Genomic DNA, 17,745 nt, shown 5'->3' with positions numbered 1-17,745 from the left:
GGGAAAGATCCTTGGCATGGGTGGTGCCCCGATGATCGCGGTCTACATCCTGGCCGGCCTCGCCGTGGTCGAAGCCGCGGCTCTGGCCGCGGTGTCGGTGCTGCTGGTGCGCAGTCGCCAGGAAGCCGACGAGCTGCGCCACCGAGCCGACGCCCGCAACTGGCTGCTGTCCGGAGGCCGCGAAGCCGTTAAGACGGTGTGGCAGACGGCGAATTTGGTTCGCAAGGAGGGGCTGGGTGCCGCGGCGCGCAGCGCGATTGAAGACCTCGCCGACTGGGCCGAGGTGGAGCGACCCGATCTGGCCCGGGTCACGCCGGACGGCCGGGTGGTGATCTTGTTCTCCGATATCGAGGAGTCCACCGCGCTCAACGAGCGCATTGGCGACCGTGCCTGGGTCAAGCTGCTCGGCGAGCACGACAAGCTGGTCCGCAGGTTGGTCAAGAACTACGGCGGACATGTGGTCAAAAGCCAAGGCGACGGTTTCATGATCGCCTTCTCACAGGCCGAGCAGGCGGTACGATGCGCCATCGACATCCAGCACGCAATGCACAACGAGGCGAAACGTCGGCGGCGGAACGGCTTTCGTGTACGGATCGGTATCCACATGGGAAGGTCTGTGCGGCGCGGTGACGACCTTTTCGGGCGCAACGTCGCGATGGCCGCACGCGTCGCCGGCGAGGCCGCCGGTGGTGAGATCCTGGTGAGCAAACCCGTGTGCGACGCCATCCGCGACTGCGCCGATATCAGCGTCGACGAGGGTCGCGAGGCCGAATTGAAGGGTTTCACCGGCGCCCACCGCCTGTACGCGGTGAAAGCCGCCGCTTAGTTCTCGGTACCGGATTCGGCCAGGCGCTGATGCAAGCGCGCCCGGATCTCGTCGGGTGTGTAGGCGTTTCGCCGCCGCTGGTCGCGGACCACCAGCGCTCCGCCGGCGGCAACACCGACCAGACCGGCCAACCCCAGCCACTTCCACATGTTGCGCATGGGATCAGTCTGCATATCGTGCAGTTGTGGACACCAGCAGCGTGACCCTGGATCGCGCGCTCGAGGAAACCCGAACCGGCGACATTTGGCTGTTTCGTGGTCATTCCGCGCCCGACCGCGCTATCCAGACCTTGTCGAACAGCCCGGTCAACCACGTCGCGATGACGGTGGCGATCGAGGACTTGCCGCCGCTCGTGTGGCATGCCGAGCTGGGCGACAAGCTCGTCGATGTGTGGACCGGAACCAACCATCGCGGCGTGCAGCTCAACGACGCCCGACAAGCTGTCCAGCGGTGGATGCACCGATACGGGCAGCGATGCTGGCTACGGCAGCTGACCCCGTACGCCAACCGCGAACAGGAAGACCGGCTGCTGCGGGTTATCGCCCGGATGGACGGCACCCCGTTTCCCAGCACCGCACGGCTGACCGGTCGGTGGCTGCGCGGCCGAATCCCTACCGTGTACGACTGGGTGCGAGGAATACCGTTGGTAGACAGGAAGGTTCGCGAATCGACGCAGCGACGTAAGGCGCAACGGCGGGAGGTGGGGCTAGAAACCGCTTACTGTGCCGAGACCGTGGCACTCACCTACGAGGAAATGGGACTACTCGCCACCGAGAAGTATTACAACTGGTTCGATCCGGGCTCATTCTGGAGCGGCGACACCCTCCCGTTGGCACCCGGCTATCAGCTCGGTCGCGAAATCGCAGTTACTGCAGCCTAGTTCGCGGGCCGAGCAGCTCGAATCAGAGCGCGACCACGTGAACCAGCGGGTCAAGTCCGGCGAAGTCATCGGGGTTTCTGGTGTACAGATCCAACCCGTTGGCATGTGCGGTGGCAGCGATAAGTAGATCTGCGAAGTGGCTTCTGAGCTTTCGGCCCTCGGCGACTACGGCGGCGACCACCAGTCCGTAGCTGCGCACTGTCGCCAAAAACGCTGTCGGGAATCTTGCGGACTCTGTGCGGACTGATCAACATCAAAAACGCTCCGACCTGCGGGAATAGCCCCCGCTTAGACGTTGAATTTGAACTCGACCACGTCACCGTCGGCCATCACGTAGTCCTTACCTTCCATCCGCACCTTGCCGGCGGCTCTGGCGGCGGCCATCGACCCGGCGGCGACGAGGTCGTCGTAGGAGACGATCTCGGCCTTGATGAAGCCCTTTTCGAAGTCGCTGTGAATCACGCCCGCCGCCTTCGGCGCGGTGTCGCCCTGATGAATGGTCCACGCGCGGGCTTCTTTGGGACCTGCGGTGAGAAACGTCTGCAACTTGAGGGTGTGAAACCCGGCCCGCGCCAACGCGTCAAGCCCACGCTCGGTCTGCCCTATCGACTCCAGCAGCTCGGCGGCGGACTCGTCGTCGAGCTCGGCGAGTTCGGCCTCGATCTTGGCGTCCAAGAAGACTGCGTCCGCGGGTGCGACGAGCTCATGCAGTTCGCCAATCCGCTCAGCGTCGGTCAGCACCGCTTCGTCGGCGTTGAACACATACAGGAATGGTTTGGTGGTCAGGAGGTTCAGCTCGCGCAACGAGGAGGCGTCGACACCCGCGGCAAACAGTGTCGTCCCGCTGTCGAGCACGTCTTGGGCGGTGAGCGCCGCCTCGTAGATCGGTTTGCGTTCCTTGTTGTTGCGGGCTTCTTTCTCCAGCCTCGGCAGGGCGCGCTCCAGGGTTTGCAGATCGGCCAGGATCAGCTCGGTGTCGACGACCTCGATATCCGATTTGGGGTCGACCTGCCCAGCCACATGCGCGACATCGTCGTCGGAGAACACCCGCACCACCTGGCAGATCGCGTCGCATTCGCGGATGTTGGCCAGAAACTTGTTACCCAGACCCGCGCCTTCGGATGCGCCTTTGACCAATCCGGCGATGTCGATGAACGTCACCGTCGCGGGCACAATCCGCTCCGAGTGGAAAATCTCGGCCAACTTAGCCAACCGTGGATCGGGCAGCGGGACGACGCCCTCGTTCGGTTCGATCGTGGCGAAGGGATAGTTGGCAGCCACCACATTGTTTTTGGTCAACGCGTTGAACAGCGTCGATTTGCCGACGTTGGGCAAACCCACGATCCCTAGACTCAGGCCCACAGGAACCCCAGTCTATGGCCCAGCGACCGCGGCAAGCCGAGCCATGGCACGCCCGCGCGGTTCACTAGCTCTTTACAGCCCTTCGGGCCGATAGCCGGTACGGTCAGACCTGTGTCAGCACAGCGGGCAAGGTCGGGGGTAGCGGCGGATCGTCGCTCGATCCACCCCAACATCCCCGGCGTGCCGTGGTGGGCGGCAGTTGTTATCGCGGTGACGGCGACGGCCGTCGGCTTCGCGTACGACGCCGGATCCGGCAACAAAGAGTTGACGATCGTGTTCGCCGCGCTGTATGTCGTCGGCTGCGTGGCCGCGGTGCTGGCGGTGCGCCAGTCAGGGGTATTTACTGCGGTCACCCAGCCACCCCTGATCTTGTTCTGCGCCGTGCCCGGCGCCTACTGGCTGTTCCACGGCGCCAAGATCGCCGGCGCCAAGGACATCCTGATCAACTGCGGCTATCCGCTGATCGAACGCTTCCCGCTGATGTTGTTCACCTCAGCGGCGGTATTGCTGCTTGGCATGGTCCGCTGGTATGCGGGAACGGCGGCGCGTGCCAAGACCCAACCCGACGACGCCAGCGGCGCGAGACGCGGTTGGCTGGCCGCGAAATTCGCTGCGCTGGGGAGTCGCAACACGGCTGACGGCGCCGAAAAGACCGGGACCTCCCGGCGGGTCCACCCAGTGGCGCGGACGAAATCCGCCAAACCGGCCAGCGGCGCTCGGCCCGCCAAACGCCCGGCCCCGACCCGCTCCCGCCATGCCCGCCCACCCCTGGACGAGCAGCCCGAGTCGGCCGTCGAACGCACCCGGCGCCGTCGGCCCTATCCGCCCCGCGATCCCGACCTGCGCAGTCAGCCGCCGCGGGAGATCCGCCGCGATCCGCATACACGCACCGGCGGCCCGCGTCCCGCAGCGGCCGCTTCGACCCGTACGAGCCCATGGAGCCCTATGAACCGCAGCGGCGCCGCGCGGCATCGAATGCCGCCAACGGCGCCGCCGCGACGCATCACCCCATTTCCCGGGTCCGCTATCGAGGAGCGGCCCGCAGCGACCAGGCCGACGCCGATCGGCGAACCCGCTCGCGCGGGCCGTACCAATCGGCGGCTGAATCCTGGGAGTACGACATCTGACGCCGCCCTGAGCGTCAAGAGCGGGCCGGGCGGATCTCTCGCGGCAGGGCGAACACCAGCGTCTCGTTGGCGGTGGTCACCGGTTGCACCACGTCGTAGCCGTATTTGGCCAGCCGCTCCAGCACACCGCGCACCAGCACCTCGGGCACCGAGGCGCCCGAGGTGACCCCGACCGTGGTGACATCGTCCAGCCACCTCGGGTCGATATCGTCGGCGCAGTCCACCAGGTGCGCGGCTCGCGAGCCGGCCCCCAGCGCCACCTCCACCAGCCGCATCGAGTTCGACGAGTTGGCCGAGCCCACCACGATCACCAGCTGACACTGCGGCGCCATCGCCTTGACCGCGACCTGGCGGTTCTGGGTGGCGTAGCAGATGTCGTCGCTGGGCGGGTCCTGGAGTTTCGGGAACCGCCGCCGCAGCCGCTCGACGATGTCCATGGTCTCGTCGACCGACAAAGTCGTCTGTGACAGCCAGATCACCTTGTTCTCGTCGCGCACCCTCACCCGGTCCACCGCGGCGGGCCCGTCGACCAGCTGCACGTGGTCGGGGGCTTCGCCGGCGGTTCCGATGACTTCCTCATGGCCCTCATGGCCGATGAGCAGGATGTCGTAGTCGTCGCGGGCGAAGCGCTTGGCCTCGTTGTGCACCTTGGTGACCAGCGGGCAGGTGGCATCGATGACCTGCAGGTTGCGCGCGGCCGCGGACGCGTGGACAGTCGGCGCGACACCGTGCGCGGAAAACACCACGATGGCGCCCTCGGGCACCTCGTCGGTTTCGTCGACAAACACCGCGCCGGCCTTGGCCAGTGTCTCCACCACATGCCGGTTGTGCACGATCTCGTGGCGGACGTAGACCGGCGGGCCGTGCTTTTCCAGCGCGCGCTCGACCGTCTCGACGGCACGGTCCACCCCGGCGCAGTACCCGCGCGGCTCGGCCAACAGCACGCGCTTGCCGGCCGGGCTGTCGACCGTCGAAGCCGCAGCGCCAGGGATTCCCATATTGACGGTGGGCGGCATGCCAGCCAGCGTACTTTCTGCCGGTCCAGCACCGCCACGTCGCGCCGACGGCTTGGAGTTGACCCGCCGCTTAGGGCAGTCTTGGACTCATGGCTACTGCACCGTATGGGATTCGGCTGCTGGTGGGTGCTGCCACCGTCGCCGTCGAGGAAACCAGGAGGCTGCCGCGGACCATCCTGATGTACCCGATGACGCTGGCCAGCCAGGCAGCGCACATCGTGATGCGGTTTCAGCAGAACCTGGCTGAGCTAGCCATCAAGGGGGACGCCACGCTCGAGAAGCTGTTTCCGCCGAAAGAAGAGCAGCCGGAGTGGGCGACATTCGACGAAGACCTCGCCGGGACGACCGAGGAGGCGCCGACGTCCGGCGCGGCTGACAGTGAGCGCCGCGCCGAAGGACGCTTCGCGTTGTACTCGGTATCCGACACAGCCGAGGACAACCTTAAGAGCGGTACCGTCCCCGAGTCGCCGACCACGCCGATACCAGCCAAGAAGAAACCGGCAACCAACCCCGGTGTGCCGGTGCCGCCCGTGGCCGCCGAGCTTGACTACGAGTCACTGACGCTGGCCCAGCTGCGAGCCAGGTTGCAGTCGCTGGACGTGGGCGAACTCGAGGCTTTGCTGGCCTACGAGGAAGCCACGAAGGCGCGTGCGCCGTTTCAGACGCTGCTCGCCAACAGGATCACCCGCGCGACCGCCAAGTGACCCGAGCGGTGCCGGCTCAACCGGCGAATTCCCCTGAGAACCCGTTTCCGGTGCGCGCGGTGGCCGTGCGGATCGCGGGCTGGATCGACAAGCTGGGCACGGTCTGGGTGGAAGGGCAGTTGACCCAGATCAACATCCGGCCCGACTCCAAGACGGTGTTCATGGTGCTGCGTGACCCGGCCGCCGACATGTCGCTGAGCGTGACCTGTCCGCGGGACCTGGTGCTGGGTGCGCCAGTCGAGTTAGCCGAAGGCACCCAGGTGGTCGTGTGCGGCAAGCCCACGTTCTACACCGGACGTGGCACATTGTCGTTGCGGCTCAGTGAGATTCGCGCCGTCGGCATTGGCGAGCTGCTGGCACGCATCGAGCGGCTACGTCGACTGTTGGATGCCGAAGGCCTGTTCGACCCGCGCTTGAAACGACCGATCCCGTTCTTGCCCAACATGATCGGGCTCATTACCGGCCGGGCCAGCGCCGCCGAACACGACGTGACCACGGTGGCCGCCGCGCGCTGGCCCGGAGTGCGTTTCGCGGTGCGCAACACCGCTGTCCAAGGACCCAACGCCGTCCCGCAGATCGTCGAGGCGCTGCGCGAATTGGACGCCGACCCGGACGTGGACGTCATCGTCCTAGCCCGCGGCGGCGGCAGTGTGGAGGACTTGCTGCCGTTCTCCGACGAGACGCTGTGCCGCGCGATCGCCGCATGCCGCACCCCGGTGGTCAGCGCGGTCGGGCACGAGCCCGACAACCCGCTATGCGACCTGGTCGCCGACCTGCGCGCGGCCACCCCCACCGACGCAGCCAAAAAAATCGTCCCGGACACCGCCGCCGAGCAGGTGTTGATCGACGACCTGCGTCGGCGCAGCGCTCAAGCGCTGCGCAATTGGGTGTCCCGCGAACAGCACGCGCTGACGCAGCTGCGCAGCCGCCCGGTGCTGGCCGAGCCGCTGACGATGCTGCGGACCCGCGCTGAGGAAATCCAGCGCGCCCGGTCGGCGATTCGCCGCGACGTCACTCGGCTGACCGACGCGGAAACCGAACGCATCGGCCACCTGGCCGCCCGGCTGGGCGCGCTGGGCCCAGCGGCCACCCTGGCCCGCGGCTACGCGGTAGTGCAGACGATCCCAGCGTCCGGACCCGCGGCGATACTGCGGTCGGCCGCCGACGCCCCGGCGGGCACCCGGCTTCGGGTGCGGGTGTCCGACGGCGCCGTCGCGGCAATCAGTGAAGGGCCTACCGATGGCCGCTGAGAAGAAAGACGCTAAGCCTATTAGTGAGCTCGAGTACGAACAGTGCCGGGATGAGCTGATCGAGGTCGTACGGGTGCTCGAGCAGGGTGGCCTGAGCCTAGAGGAGTCGCTGACTCTCTGGGAAAGAGGTGAAAAGCTGGCCAAACGCTGCGAAGAACACTTAGCTGGCGCTCGTAAGCGCATCGAAGACGTGCTCGGCAGCGGCGACGCCGAAGGAACGTGAGCACGCCACTGTGTTGAGCGCTGACACTCGAAACTGAAACATGTTTCAGTTATGCTCGCCCGCATGGCTGATCCTTCGCTGACCACTGAACTCGGCCGTGTGCTGGTCACCGGTGGGTCGGGCTTCGTCGGCGCCAACCTGGTGGCGACGCTGCTCGACCGCGGCTGTCAGGTGAGGTCCTTCGACCGCGCACCCTCGTCGCTGCCCGCGCATCCCCGGCTTGAGGTGCTCCAAGGCGATATCTGCGACACCGGGATCGTCGCCGCCGCGGTCGACGGCATCGACACGGTGTTTCACACCGCGGCGCTGATCGAGTTGCTGGGCGGTGCATCGGCGACCGACGAATACCGGCGGCGCAGTTTCGCGGTCAATGTCGGCGGCACCGAGAATCTGGTGCGCGCCGCCCAACGGGCCGGAGTGAAACGGCTGGTCTACACGTCGTCCAACAGCGTGGTGATGGGCGGTAAGCGCATCGCCGGGGGCGACGAGACGCTGCCCTACACCGACCGGTTCAATGACCTTTACACCGAGACCAAAGTGGTCGCTGAGCGATTTGTGTTGTCGCAGAACGGTGTTGAAGGGATGCTGACCTGTGCGATCCGTCCCAGTGGCATCTGGGGCCGCGGCGATCAGACGATGTTCCGCAAGATCTTCGAGAGCATGGCCGCAGGCCAGGTGAAGGTGCTGATCGGACGCAAAACCGTCAAGCTGGACAACTCTTACATTCACAACCTTATTCACGGGTTCATCCTTGCCGCAGAGCATCTGGTCCCCGGCGGCACCGCGCCTGGTCAGGCCTATTTCATCAACGATGGCGAACCGGTCAACATGTTCGAGTTCACCCGGCCGGTCATCGAAGCGTGCGGGCAGCGCTGGCCGAGGCTGCGGGTGTCCGGTGCCGTGGTCCGCGCGGTGATGTCGACGTGGCAGCGGCTGCATTTCCGGCTCGGCCTGCCCCGGCCGCCACTGGAACCGCTTGCAGTGGAACGGCTTTATTTGGACAACTATTTTTCGATTGCCAAGGCGCAGCGGGAGCTGGGATACCGGCCGCTGCTAACCACCGAGCAGGCGATGGCCGAATGCCTGCCCTATTACGTCGAATTGTTCGAAACCTTGAAGGCCACCACCAAGCACCACACGGCGTCGGCGGTGACGATGCCGGCCCACGCGTAGCCAATCACGGCATCGTCGCCAGCGCCTGGATCTCCCCCGTCGCGCTGTTGACCAGTGCGGCACGGTCCAGTCGGGCGTGCAGCGGCAACACGTCGAGCACCGAACCGACGACCACCGGCAGCTGCGCCAACATCGCGCGCGGCGCAAGCGAACAATGCGGCAGCCAGATCCCGGGCACATAGTGTTTGTGCAATTCGGCTCCGGTGGCGGTGACCGCCGCTACGACGCGCGCCTGCCGCGCCACGAAATCGGCACCCACACCGGCCACCAACCACATCCGGCCGCGCCGAAACAGCCCCACTCCGTCAAAGCACAGCTCGACCGGCGAGCCGGCGGCGATTTCCTCCAGTGCGGCGGTGACCGCCGTCTGATCCCAGCTGCGCAGCACCGCGTAGGAGACATGCGGCACGTGCCGTCCATGAGTGTGTGAGCGCAGGCTCGGCACCCCCTGCTGCTCGATGCGATCCCACAGCGCACGGATCGCGCGCTCCGACTGTCGGTCGAACAGCAGGCAGACAGCCAGGGCCACGGATCACCGATACAGGTGGACCGGCTGGTGGGTAATCTGTTCGATCCGCCGCGACGCGGCCTGCAGCAGCTCGGTGCCCAGCGCGATCAACCCACGGGCAGCGGCGATCTGCTCCCCGATCATCGGCTGGCTGGCATCCTTCGGATGACGGTACGCGTCGCCGGCGGTGGTGATGGTCTCGTCGTCACCGAGTTGGGCACGCACGGTCGCGTGCGTGTGGGTGTCGTCCTCGTCGAACTCGATGTCGACATGCCATTTGGTGTCCAGGTCGCGGTCATACATTGCAATCACCTTCTCTGCTGCCAAGTTAACCGCCAAACGGCAACACGCAAGCCGCACCCGTACTATCGCTACCCAGCGATCCCCGACCGGCAGGAGGCCAACATGACCGACCGCAACGCTGTCGATGTGACAACAGCGAGGCCGTCATTCATGAAATTAGCGAAGCACCAATGAGTTTCACCGGCAAGCAGGCCATCGTCACCGGCGCCGGCTCGGGCATAGGGGCGGCACTGTGCCGGGCGCTAGTCGCTGCCGGCGCCGAGGTCGTCTGCACCGACATTGACGCCGCCGCTGCCGCTCGTACCGCCGACAACGCCACCGGCCCCGGAACCGCCCGCTCGGCCGCGGTCGACGTGACCGACGCCGCCGCGGTGCAGGGCGTCGTCGACGAGGTGTTGGCCCGCGCCGGCCGCCTCGATCTGATGTTCAACAACGCCGGCATCGCCTGGGGCGGTGACACCGAACTGCTGACACTTCAGCAGTGGAACGCGATCATCGACGTGAATATCCGCGGCGTGGTGCACGGGGTGGTCGCCGCATATCCGGTGATGCTGCGCCAGGGCCACGGCCACATCGTCAACACCGCGTCGATGGCCGGGCTGACCGCGGCCGGACAGATCACCAGTTATGTGATGTCCAAGCACGCGGTGGTGGGGCTTTCGCTGGCGCTGCGCTCGGAGGCGATCCCGCGCGGGGTGGGCGTGCTGGCGGTCTGCCCCGCCGCCGTGGAGACGCCGATCCTGGACAAGGGCGCGGTCGGCGGGTTCGTCGGCCGCGACTACTACCTGCGCGGCCAGGGCATCAGGCGCGCCTACGACCCCGACCGGCTGGCCCGCGACACGCTGCGCGCGATCCAGCGCAACAAGGCGTTGCTGGTCGTGCCGAAACGCGCGCATGCCACGTGGCTGGTCGCGCGGCTGGCACCTGGTCTGCTGCAACGGTTTTCGATCCGGTTCGTCGAGCGGCAACGCGCCCGCCAGGCCGCTAGAGCAAACGCTGGGTGAGGAACTCCACGACCCGCTTGCGGGCCTCGTAGGCCGGGTGGCCGTCGGTCTCGCGAACCTCATCGGTCAACACCGAATGCGCCATCCGGGAGAAGCCGTATTCGTTGCCGGGCCCGGAGTCGATCTCGATCACCTCGAACGCGTCGCCAAGGCGGTCCTTAAGCGTCTGAAACCGGTCCCGCGGCACCAGCTTGTCCTCGCTGAACCGTAGACCCATGGCGCACAAGCCCTCAGTGGCGGCCCGCTCCGCGACGACGCGCAGCTCATGCTCGCTCACCCCGGGGTCGCGCCGCTGAGCACGGGTGAGCGGAAGCGGCAGCGACGGCTGGCTAAGCACCGGCGCCAGCACAGTGTCGTCAACCGCGGCGGCCAGCGCGAAACCGCCGGTGAAACACTGGCCGATCACCCCGACACCCTTGCCCGGCGTTGACGCGTTGAGTTCGCGGGCCAACGCCCGCAGGAACACCGCCACCGGGCGCTGCTTGTTGGTGGCGAACGCCGCGAATTCCCTTGCCACGCAAGCGCGCACCATGACCGGAAGTGCGTAGCCGACCGAGACGGGTCGGCCCGGGGTGCCGAACAACGACGGGATCGCCACACTGAAGTTGTTGTCCACCAGGTGGTTTCCCAGAGCCAGTACCCCTGGATGGATGCCCGGTATCTCGGGAATCAGCACCACACCGGGGCCCTCGCCCTTGCGGTAGACGTCATGGGTGTAGCCGCCACCGGTGAACGGCGCGGCCGACCACCCGGTGAGGTCGGCTTCGGGTGCAGTCATCGACGGGTCCTCACTATCGGCTCGCCGGCAGCGGCGGTTGAGACTGGGTTGCCGCCGCTAGCGTACGGAACTGGTCGCTGCTTCCGGCACCCGTTATCGCGATCTGGGTGCCGCCCGCCGCGCCGTCGAGCCGGGTAGTCCACACCGGCTCGGCGGCGTCGCCTTCGTAGACGACCCAGCGGGTGCCGTCGACGTCGACCACGCCGCTCGGGTACATCGCGGCATGAATCGATCCGACCAGCTTGTCCTCGTCGGCGTTGCTTTGAGTCAGGCTGAGGTACATCCCGGTCGGGCTGATGTACCCGACGGTCGAAGTCGCCGCGTGAGCGCGTTGGCCGCTGGCCGGGTCGGTTCGCCCGTTGTCGATCCCGCCACGGCTGCCCGAGTTGGACCGCCAACCCTCCGGCAACCGTGGCAGCCGGATCGGGAACCCCAGTGTCTGAGCATCGGCGCGCAGCGCGCTGGTCGCATCGTAGGTCGGCACCACCCCTTTGTTGGTGCCGCCGGGCGCAAACGTGCACATCCCGACCAGCCCCGCCAGCAGGATGCACGCCACCGCCAGCGGGGCGATCGACCAGAACATGTCGCGCCCGTCCTGCAGCAGCCGAGGCTTGGCCGTCTTGGGCGCCGGTGCTGGCGGCGTCGTCACGAATCCAGTATCCCAGCTCCCGACGGGCCATCCGGTTCTGGGACAATCGGCAACATGACTCCTCCCGCTGGCGCCGCTGCCTCCTCCCCGGAACCCGGCTCGTCGTCGCGGACGCGTCGACAGCCTTCCCGTCGCGAAGCACCCGACCGCAACCTCGCTCTGGAACTGGTGCGGGTGACCGAGGCCGGCGCCATGGCCGCCGGCCGATGGGTGGGCCGCGGCGACAAGGAGGGCGGCGACGGCGCGGCCGTCGACGCGATGCGCGAACTGGTGAACTCGGTGTCCATGCGCGGCGTGGTGGTCATCGGCGAAGGCGAGAAAGACCACGCGCCGATGCTGTACAACGGTGAGGAAGTCGGCAACGGCGACGGCCCGGAATGCGACGTCGCCGTCGACCCGATCGACGGCACCCGGCTGATGAGCAACGGCATGCCGAACGCCATCTCGGTGCTGGCGGTGGCCGAGCGCGGAGCGATGTTCGACCCGTCGGCGGTGTACTACATGAACAAGATCGCCGTGGGTCCCGAGGCCGGGCACGTGCTGGACATCACCGCGCCGATCGGCGACAACATCCGCGCAGTCGCCAAGGTCAAGGACCTGTCGGTGCGGGACATGACGGTGTGCATTCTGGACCGTCCCCGCCACCAACAGCTCATCCACGACGTCCGTGCCACCGGGGCCCGGATCCGGCTGATCACCGACGGCGATGTGGCCGGCGCGATCTCGGCCTGCCGACCCAACTCGGGCACCGACATGCTGGCCGGCATCGGCGGCACCCCGGAGGGCATCATCGCCGCGGCGGCGATCCGGTGCATGGGTGGCGAGATCCAGGCGCAGCTCGCCCCCAGGGATGACGCCGAACGCCGGAAGGCCATCGACGCCGGACACGACGTCGACCGGGTGCTGACCACCGAGGACCTGGTTTCGGGTGAGAACGTGTTTTTCTGCGCCACCGGCGTCACCGACGGCGACCTGCTCAAAGGCGTGCGCTACTACCCCGGTGGCTGCACCACCCAGTCGATCGTGATGCGCTCGAAATCCGGCACCGTGCGCATGATCGAGGCCTACCACCGGCTTTCGAAACTCAACGAATATTCAGCCATCGACTTCACCGGCGATTCCAACGCACAATATCCCCTGCCCTAACCACGACCAAGCGAGGACGCAACCCATGGCCGACACCGGCGGCGACAACGAGTACCGCATTGAACACGACACCATGGGCGAAGTGCGAGTGCCGGCAAAGGCGCTGTGGCGCGCGCAGACTCAGCGCGCGGTGGAGAACTTCCCGATCTCGGGACGGGGGCTCGAGCGCACTCAGATCAGGGCTTTGGGTCTGCTCAAAGGCGCGTGCGCGCAAGTCAACAAGGACCTCGGGCTGCTGGCGCCCGAGAAAGCCGACGCGATAATCGCCGCCGCGGCGGAAATCGCCGAGGGCCGTCACGACGACCAGTTCCCCATCGACGTCTTCCAGACCGGTTCGGGCACCAGCTCGAACATGAACACCAACGAAGTGATCGCGTCGATCGCGGGCTTGCGCGGTGTCACGGTGCACCCCAACGACGACGTCAACATGTCGCAGTCGTCCAACGACACGTTTCCGACCGCCACCCACATCGCCGCCACTGAAGCCGCTGTGCGCCAACTCATCCCGGCGCTAGAGGTGCTGCACGAGGCGCTGACGGCGAAGGCGCGCGAGTGGCGCACGGTGGTGAAATCGGGACGCACGCATCTGATGGACGCCGTTCCGGTGACGCTCGGCCAAGAGTTTTCCGGATACGCCCGCCAAATCGAGGCGGGCATCGAAAGGGTGAAGGCGACGCTGCCCCGGCTCGGTGAGCTGGCGATCGGCGGCACCGCGGTGGGCACCGGCCTCAACGCGCCGGAGGGTTTCGGCGCCAAGGTTGTCGAGGTGCTGGTTGCCCAGACCGGGCTGGCGGAACTGCGCACGGCGACAAACTCTTTCGAGGCACAGGCCGCTCGCGACGGGCTGGTGGAGGCGTCCGGCGCGCTGCGCACGATCGCGGTCTCGTTGACCAAGATCGCCAACGACATCCGCTGGATGGGCTCCGGTCCGTTGACGGGCTTGGCCGAAATCCAACTGCCCGATCTGCAGCCGGGCAGCTCAATCATGCCCGGCAAAGTGAATCCCGTTATCCCGGAAGCGGTTACCCAGGTGGCTGCTCAGGTAATCGGCAATGACGCCGCGATCGCCTGGGGCGGGGCGAACGGCGCCTTCGAGCTCAACGTGTATATCCCGATGATGGCCCGCAACATACTCGAGTCGTTCAAGCTGTTGACCAATGTGTCGCGGTTGTTCGCCGAGAAGTGCATCGTTGGGCTGTCCGCCAACGTCGAGCGCCTGCGGGAACTCGCCGAATCCTCGCCGTCGATCGTCACTCCGCTGAATTCCGCGATCGGCTACGAAGAAGCCGCCGCGGTGGCCAAGGAAGCACTCAAGGAACGAAAGACCATCCGGCAGGCCGTCATCGACCGCGGCCTGATCGGCGACAAGCTGTCGATCGAGGAACTGGACCGCCGGCTTGACGTGTTGGCGATGACGAAGGTGGACCAGGGCTAGGCAGCACTCGCCGAGCGTGAAGCAGTTGCGAAAAATCGCGGCGAATTTCGCCACAGATTCACGTTCGACGCCGTCGGCGGCTAGGCCCCGTTGTTGGGCCCGCCGGAGTTCTGGCCTGGGATATCGGTGATCGGGAAGTTTGGCATCGGTGTGGGCGAGGGTGTGTTGGGCAGCGTCGGTATCTCGCCAGCCGGAATGTCATGCAGGGCATTGGCGGGCGCCCCGTTTTCACGGCTGCCGTAGCTACTTCCGGGCGCACGCGGTCCGAGCATCTGGCTGACCGTCACCAAGTGGTAGCCATTGGCTTTGAGCACCGGGATGAATTGGTACACCAGGTCGACTGTGCTCGAGTAGGTGTCGTGGAACAACACCACCGAGCCCGGCTTGATCTGCCGCATGAGCACCTGCCGTGTTGCGCCGGTGTTGGAGTCGTTGATCCAGTCGTATGGGATGACGTCCCAGAGGATCTCGGCCTGTCCAAGCTGACCGGCGGCGTGGCGCACCGCAGCGTTGGACAACCCGCCCGCAGGCCGGTACAGCGTCGGCGTATGCCCGGTAGCGGCAGCGATGACGTCCTTGGCCTTTGTCAGTTGCAGTGAAATATCTTGGGGCGCAAGCGTTGTCATATTGGGATGTTCCCAGGTGTGGCTGCCGATCTCCATGCCGGCGTCGGCGATCCGTTTGGCGCCGGCCGCGTTGGCGGCCACCTTGTTGCCGATCAGAAAAAACGTCGCTTTGGCATCGTTGTCCTTCAGGACCTGCAGCAGCCGGTCGGTGTATGGGCTGGGCCCGTCATCGAACGTCAGCGCCACGCATTTGACCCGCGAGCAATCCACATCGTCGGCACCGGCGCGCCTCACGTGACCGGTCAGCGCCCCCACTACCAGCACCGCGCCAGCCACGGCGACCCCCAAAACGGTTCGCCAGTATCGCCAGGCCGGGCTGTCGGGTCGTCTCGGCACGCTGGCAGCCTACCGAAACGTGGGGTCAGCGCGGCGGCGCGATTTCCTCAAGCATCTCGGTGACCAGCGCGGCAATCGGCGAGCGCTCACTGCGCACCAGCGTGATGTGCGCGAATAACGGGTGGCCCTTGAGCTTCTCAATCACCGCGACGACGCCGTCGTGTCGGCCCACGCGCAGGTTGTCTCGCTGAGCCACGTCGTGGGTCAGCACCACCCGTGACCCTGCGCCCAGCCGTGACAGCACCGTCAGCAGCACATTGCGCTCCAGCGATTGGGCCTCGTCGACGATCACAAACGAGTCGTGCAGCGAACGTCCCCGGATGTGGGTGAGCGGCAGCACTTCGAGCATGCCGCGCGAGAGCACCTCGTCGAGCACCGCCGGGCTGGCCAGACCCTCAAGGGTGTCGAACACCGCCTGCGCCCACGGACCCATTTTGTCGCTCTCGCTGCCGGGTAGATAGCCCAGGTCTTGGCCGCCCACGGCGTAGAGCGGACGAAAAACCACCAGCTTGCGCTGGGTGCGCCGCTCCAACACTGCTTCCAGGCCAGCGCACAGCGCCAGCGCCGACTTGCCGGTGCCCGCTTTGCCACCCAGCGAGACGATGCCCACCGACTCGTCGAGCAGCAAGTCCAGCGCCACCCGCTGCTCAGCGGAGCGGCCGCGCAGCCCGAACACCTCTCGGTCGCCACGGACAAGCTGGACACGTTTGTGGGGGTTGACGCGGCCCAGTGCATGCGAGCTGCCGCCTAGCAACCGAACCCCGGTGTGGCAGGGCAAGTCTCGCGCATCCGCCAGGTCGATCTCGCCGTCGGCGAACAGCGCGTCGATATCTTCGGCCGCCGTTTCGATCTCGGCCATGCCGGTCCAGCCCGAGGTGATGACGTCTTGCGCGTGATACTCGTCGGCGGCCAAGCCGACCGCACCGGCTTTGACCCGCAGCGGAATATCTTTGCTGACCAGGGTGACCCGCTTGCCCTCGGCGGCCAGGTTGGCGGCGCAGCTTAATATTCGCGAGTCGTTGCTGTCGGTGCGGAACCCGGCGGGAAGCACCGCCGGGTCGCTGTGGTTGAGCTCGACGTGAAACGTACCGCCTTGTGTCCCAACGGGAATCGGCAGATCGAGCCGTCCGTGCTCCAGTCGAAGGTCGTCGAATAAGCGCAACGCCTGGCGGGCGAACCAACCCAACTCGTGGTGGTAGCGTTTGGCCTCCAGTTCGCTGATCACGACCAGGGGTACCACGACGTGGTGTTCGGCGAAGCGGGTACACGCCCACGGGTCAGACAGCAGCACGGAGGTGTCGAGCACATACGTGCGGACGGTGTCCTGTGGGACCGACGGGGAATCAGCCACGGGCGCTCCTGATCACTGGTCAGCCGCCCGCGCGGCCCCACGCGGGCGCTCGGCGGGGGCCGCGGCACCAGGACCGGGGCCGGTCCTGCCGGAGTTGTGACACAAGGCGCCGCTCGGACAGCAGAGCATGTCGCTAGCCATCGACTGCGACGCTACTCTGGTCGCCGCATGCCCGCCGTGCAGGCGCGCCGGTCTAGCGGATCACGAACTCCTGCAGCTTGGGCTCGTCGGCCAGGCCCCACTCGGTAATGCGGTCAGAGATCACCTGCCGCAACTGTTCACGGTCGAAAATGCCGGCCTCGGCGACGTTTCGCACCTTGTCTTGGTAAGCGTCGATGTCTGCGCCGACGACGTCGAACTCGGCTGCGCGCGCGGCGATCGCGGCCACGGTCTCGTCGCGGACAAAGGTCAGGCAGTGTGCGACCAGGTTGGCGAAGTACTCCTCGTGGCGCTCTTCGTCCTTGGCGATCCTGCTGATCAGACCGGCCAGCACAGGCTCTTCGACTTGGGCGGCCAAGTTGCGGCAGAACACCGCGTGGGCGCGCTCGTAAAACGTCATGTAGACCAACGTTTCGACTTGGCTGTAGTGGTCGGCGCGGTAACCCTTCATCACATGTTCAACGCGGACCTGCTCGTTAGCGGCTGGGTCGACTTCGCGTGTGACCACGAGGTATTCACGCAATGCGATGGCGTGCAGATGCTCCTCGGCGGTCCACCGGCCCAGCCAGCGACCCCATTCTTCTTCGAGGATGAAGTGCTCGACGAGCTCGCGGTGGTGCCCGGCGAGGTTGTCCTTGGTGATCAGCAGGATCTCACAGGCGTCGGTGATCACCCGCGGCAACGTGGCCTGCGACGGGTCCCAGTCACGCCCACCCAGAAGGGCGAAGTTTTCGCCTTGCTCGAACGGCACGTAGTCGTGCGCAAACCAGAGGTCTTCGGTGTCGAGGTGGCGTTCCAGGTTCTCGGCCACCACGGGAAGCAGTTCGAGCGTCAGCGCATTAGGTACAGGTTTCTGTGCCATGAAGTAACTGTAACTCGGGTTACGGGT

The 17,745-nt window shown here is 66.4% G+C and carries 20 protein-coding genes and 1 pseudogene; 10 read left to right on the top strand and 11 right to left on the bottom strand.

What is annotated here, in order from left to right; all coding sequences use genetic code 11:
- The first annotated feature begins 7 nt into the window (after nt 1-7).
- Nucleotides 8-826: an adenylate/guanylate cyclase domain-containing protein gene (locus tag MYXE_RS06755; protein WP_039889999.1), complete on the top strand. Its 819-nt coding sequence runs from the start codon at nt 8-10 to the stop codon at nt 824-826.
- On the opposite strand, the gene MYXE_RS23590 is transcribed toward MYXE_RS06755, so the two are convergent.
- The gene (locus MYXE_RS23590; protein WP_157139250.1) at nt 823-999 is read right to left on the bottom strand and encodes a hypothetical protein; all 177 of its coding nucleotides are present in this window, start codon (nt 997-999) and stop codon (nt 823-825) included. The genes MYXE_RS06755 and MYXE_RS23590 overlap by 4 nt on opposite strands.
- 26 nt (nt 1,000-1,025) lie before the next feature.
- Between MYXE_RS23590 and MYXE_RS06750 the strand changes: the two genes are divergently transcribed.
- Nucleotides 1,026-1,706, top strand: a complete 681-nt coding sequence (locus tag MYXE_RS06750) for a hypothetical protein (RefSeq protein WP_003920529.1) — start codon at nt 1,026-1,028, stop codon at nt 1,704-1,706.
- A 22-nt stretch (nt 1,707-1,728) separates the two neighbouring features.
- On the opposite strand, the gene MYXE_RS06745 is transcribed toward MYXE_RS06750, so the two are convergent.
- Together MYXE_RS06745 and ychF are read right to left on the bottom strand one after the other, a co-directional pair.
- Nucleotides 1,729-1,905 (bottom strand): PIN domain-containing protein, encoded by a 177-nt coding sequence (locus MYXE_RS06745; RefSeq protein WP_003920530.1) that lies wholly within the window; start codon nt 1,903-1,905, stop codon nt 1,729-1,731.
- An 89-nt stretch (nt 1,906-1,994) separates the two neighbouring features.
- On the bottom strand, nt 1,995-3,068 hold the full coding sequence (gene ychF / locus MYXE_RS06740; protein ID WP_085194104.1) for a redox-regulated ATPase YchF: 1,074 nt from the start codon (nt 3,066-3,068) through the stop codon (nt 1,995-1,997).
- Nucleotides 3,069-3,179: 111 nt separating this feature from the next.
- Here ychF and MYXE_RS25435 point away from each other — a divergent pair.
- Nucleotides 3,180-4,195, top strand: a pseudogene (locus MYXE_RS25435) (DUF6542 domain-containing protein).
- 14 nt (nt 4,196-4,209) lie between these two features.
- On the opposite strand, the gene MYXE_RS06730 reads toward MYXE_RS25435, so the two are convergent.
- Complete coding sequence (locus MYXE_RS06730; RefSeq protein ID WP_003920534.1) at nt 4,210-5,211, bottom strand: 4-hydroxy-3-methylbut-2-enyl diphosphate reductase; 1,002 nt, start codon at nt 5,209-5,211, stop codon at nt 4,210-4,212.
- Nucleotides 5,212-5,300: 89 nt separating this feature from the next.
- Between MYXE_RS06730 and MYXE_RS06725 the strand changes: the two genes are divergently transcribed.
- Genes MYXE_RS06725 through MYXE_RS06710 form a run of 4 tightly spaced genes read left to right on the top strand, consistent with a single transcriptional unit; the run spans nt 5,301 to nt 8,561 of the window.
- On the top strand, nt 5,301-5,915 hold the full coding sequence (locus tag MYXE_RS06725; protein WP_085194108.1) for a lipid droplet-associated protein: 615 nt from the start codon (nt 5,301-5,303) through the stop codon (nt 5,913-5,915).
- A gap of 8 nt (nt 5,916-5,923) precedes the next feature.
- Entirely contained in the window at nt 5,924-7,165 is a 1,242-nt protein-coding gene (gene xseA / locus MYXE_RS06720; RefSeq protein ID WP_415624461.1) for an exodeoxyribonuclease VII large subunit, read from the top strand.
- A complete protein-coding gene (locus MYXE_RS06715; protein ID WP_003920538.1) occupies nt 7,155-7,388 on the top strand; it encodes an exodeoxyribonuclease VII small subunit in 234 nt (77 codons plus the stop codon). The genes xseA and MYXE_RS06715 overlap by 11 nt, the downstream gene beginning before the upstream one ends.
- A gap of 51 nt (nt 7,389-7,439) precedes the next feature.
- Nucleotides 7,440-8,561 (top strand): 3-beta-hydroxysteroid dehydrogenase, encoded by a 1,122-nt coding sequence (locus MYXE_RS06710; protein WP_085194112.1) that lies wholly within the window; start codon nt 7,440-7,442, stop codon nt 8,559-8,561.
- 4 nt (nt 8,562-8,565) lie between these two features.
- Here MYXE_RS06710 and MYXE_RS06705 read toward each other — a convergent pair whose 3' ends face one another.
- Together MYXE_RS06705 and MYXE_RS06700 are read right to left on the bottom strand one after the other, a co-directional pair.
- Complete coding sequence (locus MYXE_RS06705; RefSeq protein ID WP_003920541.1) at nt 8,566-9,090, bottom strand: 2'-5' RNA ligase family protein; 525 nt, start codon at nt 9,088-9,090, stop codon at nt 8,566-8,568.
- Between the two features lie 3 nt (nt 9,091-9,093).
- Complete coding sequence (locus MYXE_RS06700; RefSeq protein WP_003920542.1) at nt 9,094-9,372, bottom strand: DUF1876 domain-containing protein; 279 nt, start codon at nt 9,370-9,372, stop codon at nt 9,094-9,096.
- 170 nt (nt 9,373-9,542) lie between these two features.
- On the opposite strand from MYXE_RS06700, the gene MYXE_RS06695 reads away from it, so the two are divergent.
- A complete protein-coding gene (locus tag MYXE_RS06695) occupies nt 9,543-10,376 on the top strand; it encodes an SDR family NAD(P)-dependent oxidoreductase (RefSeq protein WP_003920544.1) in 834 nt (277 codons plus the stop codon).
- On the opposite strand, the gene MYXE_RS06690 is transcribed toward MYXE_RS06695, so the two are convergent.
- Both MYXE_RS06690 and MYXE_RS06685 read right to left on the bottom strand, forming a co-directional pair.
- Entirely contained in the window at nt 10,357-11,154 is a 798-nt protein-coding gene (locus tag MYXE_RS06690; RefSeq protein ID WP_003920545.1) for a dienelactone hydrolase family protein, read from the bottom strand. The two genes, MYXE_RS06695 and MYXE_RS06690, sit on opposite strands and share 20 nt — an antisense overlap.
- A gap of 13 nt (nt 11,155-11,167) precedes the next feature.
- Nucleotides 11,168-11,803 carry a DUF4245 domain-containing protein gene (locus MYXE_RS06685; protein ID WP_003920547.1) on the bottom strand — a complete coding sequence of 212 codons (636 nt, stop codon included), beginning with the start codon at nt 11,801-11,803 and terminating at the stop codon, nt 11,168-11,170.
- Nucleotides 11,804-11,857: 54 nt separating this feature from the next.
- Between MYXE_RS06685 and glpX the strand changes: the two genes are divergently transcribed.
- Complete coding sequence (glpX, locus tag MYXE_RS06680) at nt 11,858-12,949, top strand: class II fructose-bisphosphatase (RefSeq protein WP_085194114.1); 1,092 nt, start codon at nt 11,858-11,860, stop codon at nt 12,947-12,949.
- Nucleotides 12,950-12,974: 25 nt separating this feature from the next.
- The gene (locus tag MYXE_RS06675; protein ID WP_003920550.1) at nt 12,975-14,384 is read left to right on the top strand and encodes a class II fumarate hydratase; all 1,410 of its coding nucleotides are present in this window, start codon (nt 12,975-12,977) and stop codon (nt 14,382-14,384) included.
- Between the two features lie 80 nt (nt 14,385-14,464).
- Here the strand turns inward: MYXE_RS06675 and MYXE_RS06670 are convergent, their stop codons facing one another.
- From MYXE_RS06670 to MYXE_RS06660, 3 genes are all read right to left on the bottom strand, one after another.
- The gene (locus MYXE_RS06670) at nt 14,465-15,346 is read right to left on the bottom strand and encodes a polysaccharide deacetylase family protein (protein WP_085194116.1); all 882 of its coding nucleotides are present in this window, start codon (nt 15,344-15,346) and stop codon (nt 14,465-14,467) included.
- A gap of 25 nt (nt 15,347-15,371) precedes the next feature.
- Entirely contained in the window at nt 15,372-16,697 is a 1,326-nt protein-coding gene (locus MYXE_RS06665) for a PhoH family protein (RefSeq protein ID WP_085194118.1), read from the bottom strand.
- 193 nt (nt 16,698-16,890) lie between these two features.
- Nucleotides 16,891-17,718, bottom strand: a complete 828-nt coding sequence (locus tag MYXE_RS06660; protein WP_003920554.1) for an acyl-ACP desaturase — start codon at nt 17,716-17,718, stop codon at nt 16,891-16,893.
- Nucleotides 17,719-17,745 lie beyond the last annotated feature (27 nt).

The organism is Mycobacterium xenopi (genome assembly GCF_009936235.1).
In the GTDB taxonomy this organism is placed as follows: Bacteria; Actinomycetota; Actinomycetes; order Mycobacteriales; family Mycobacteriaceae; genus Mycobacterium; species Mycobacterium xenopi.
Note: the sequence above shows the minus strand (reverse complement) of the source record. Positions and strands in the feature narration are given on the sequence as shown.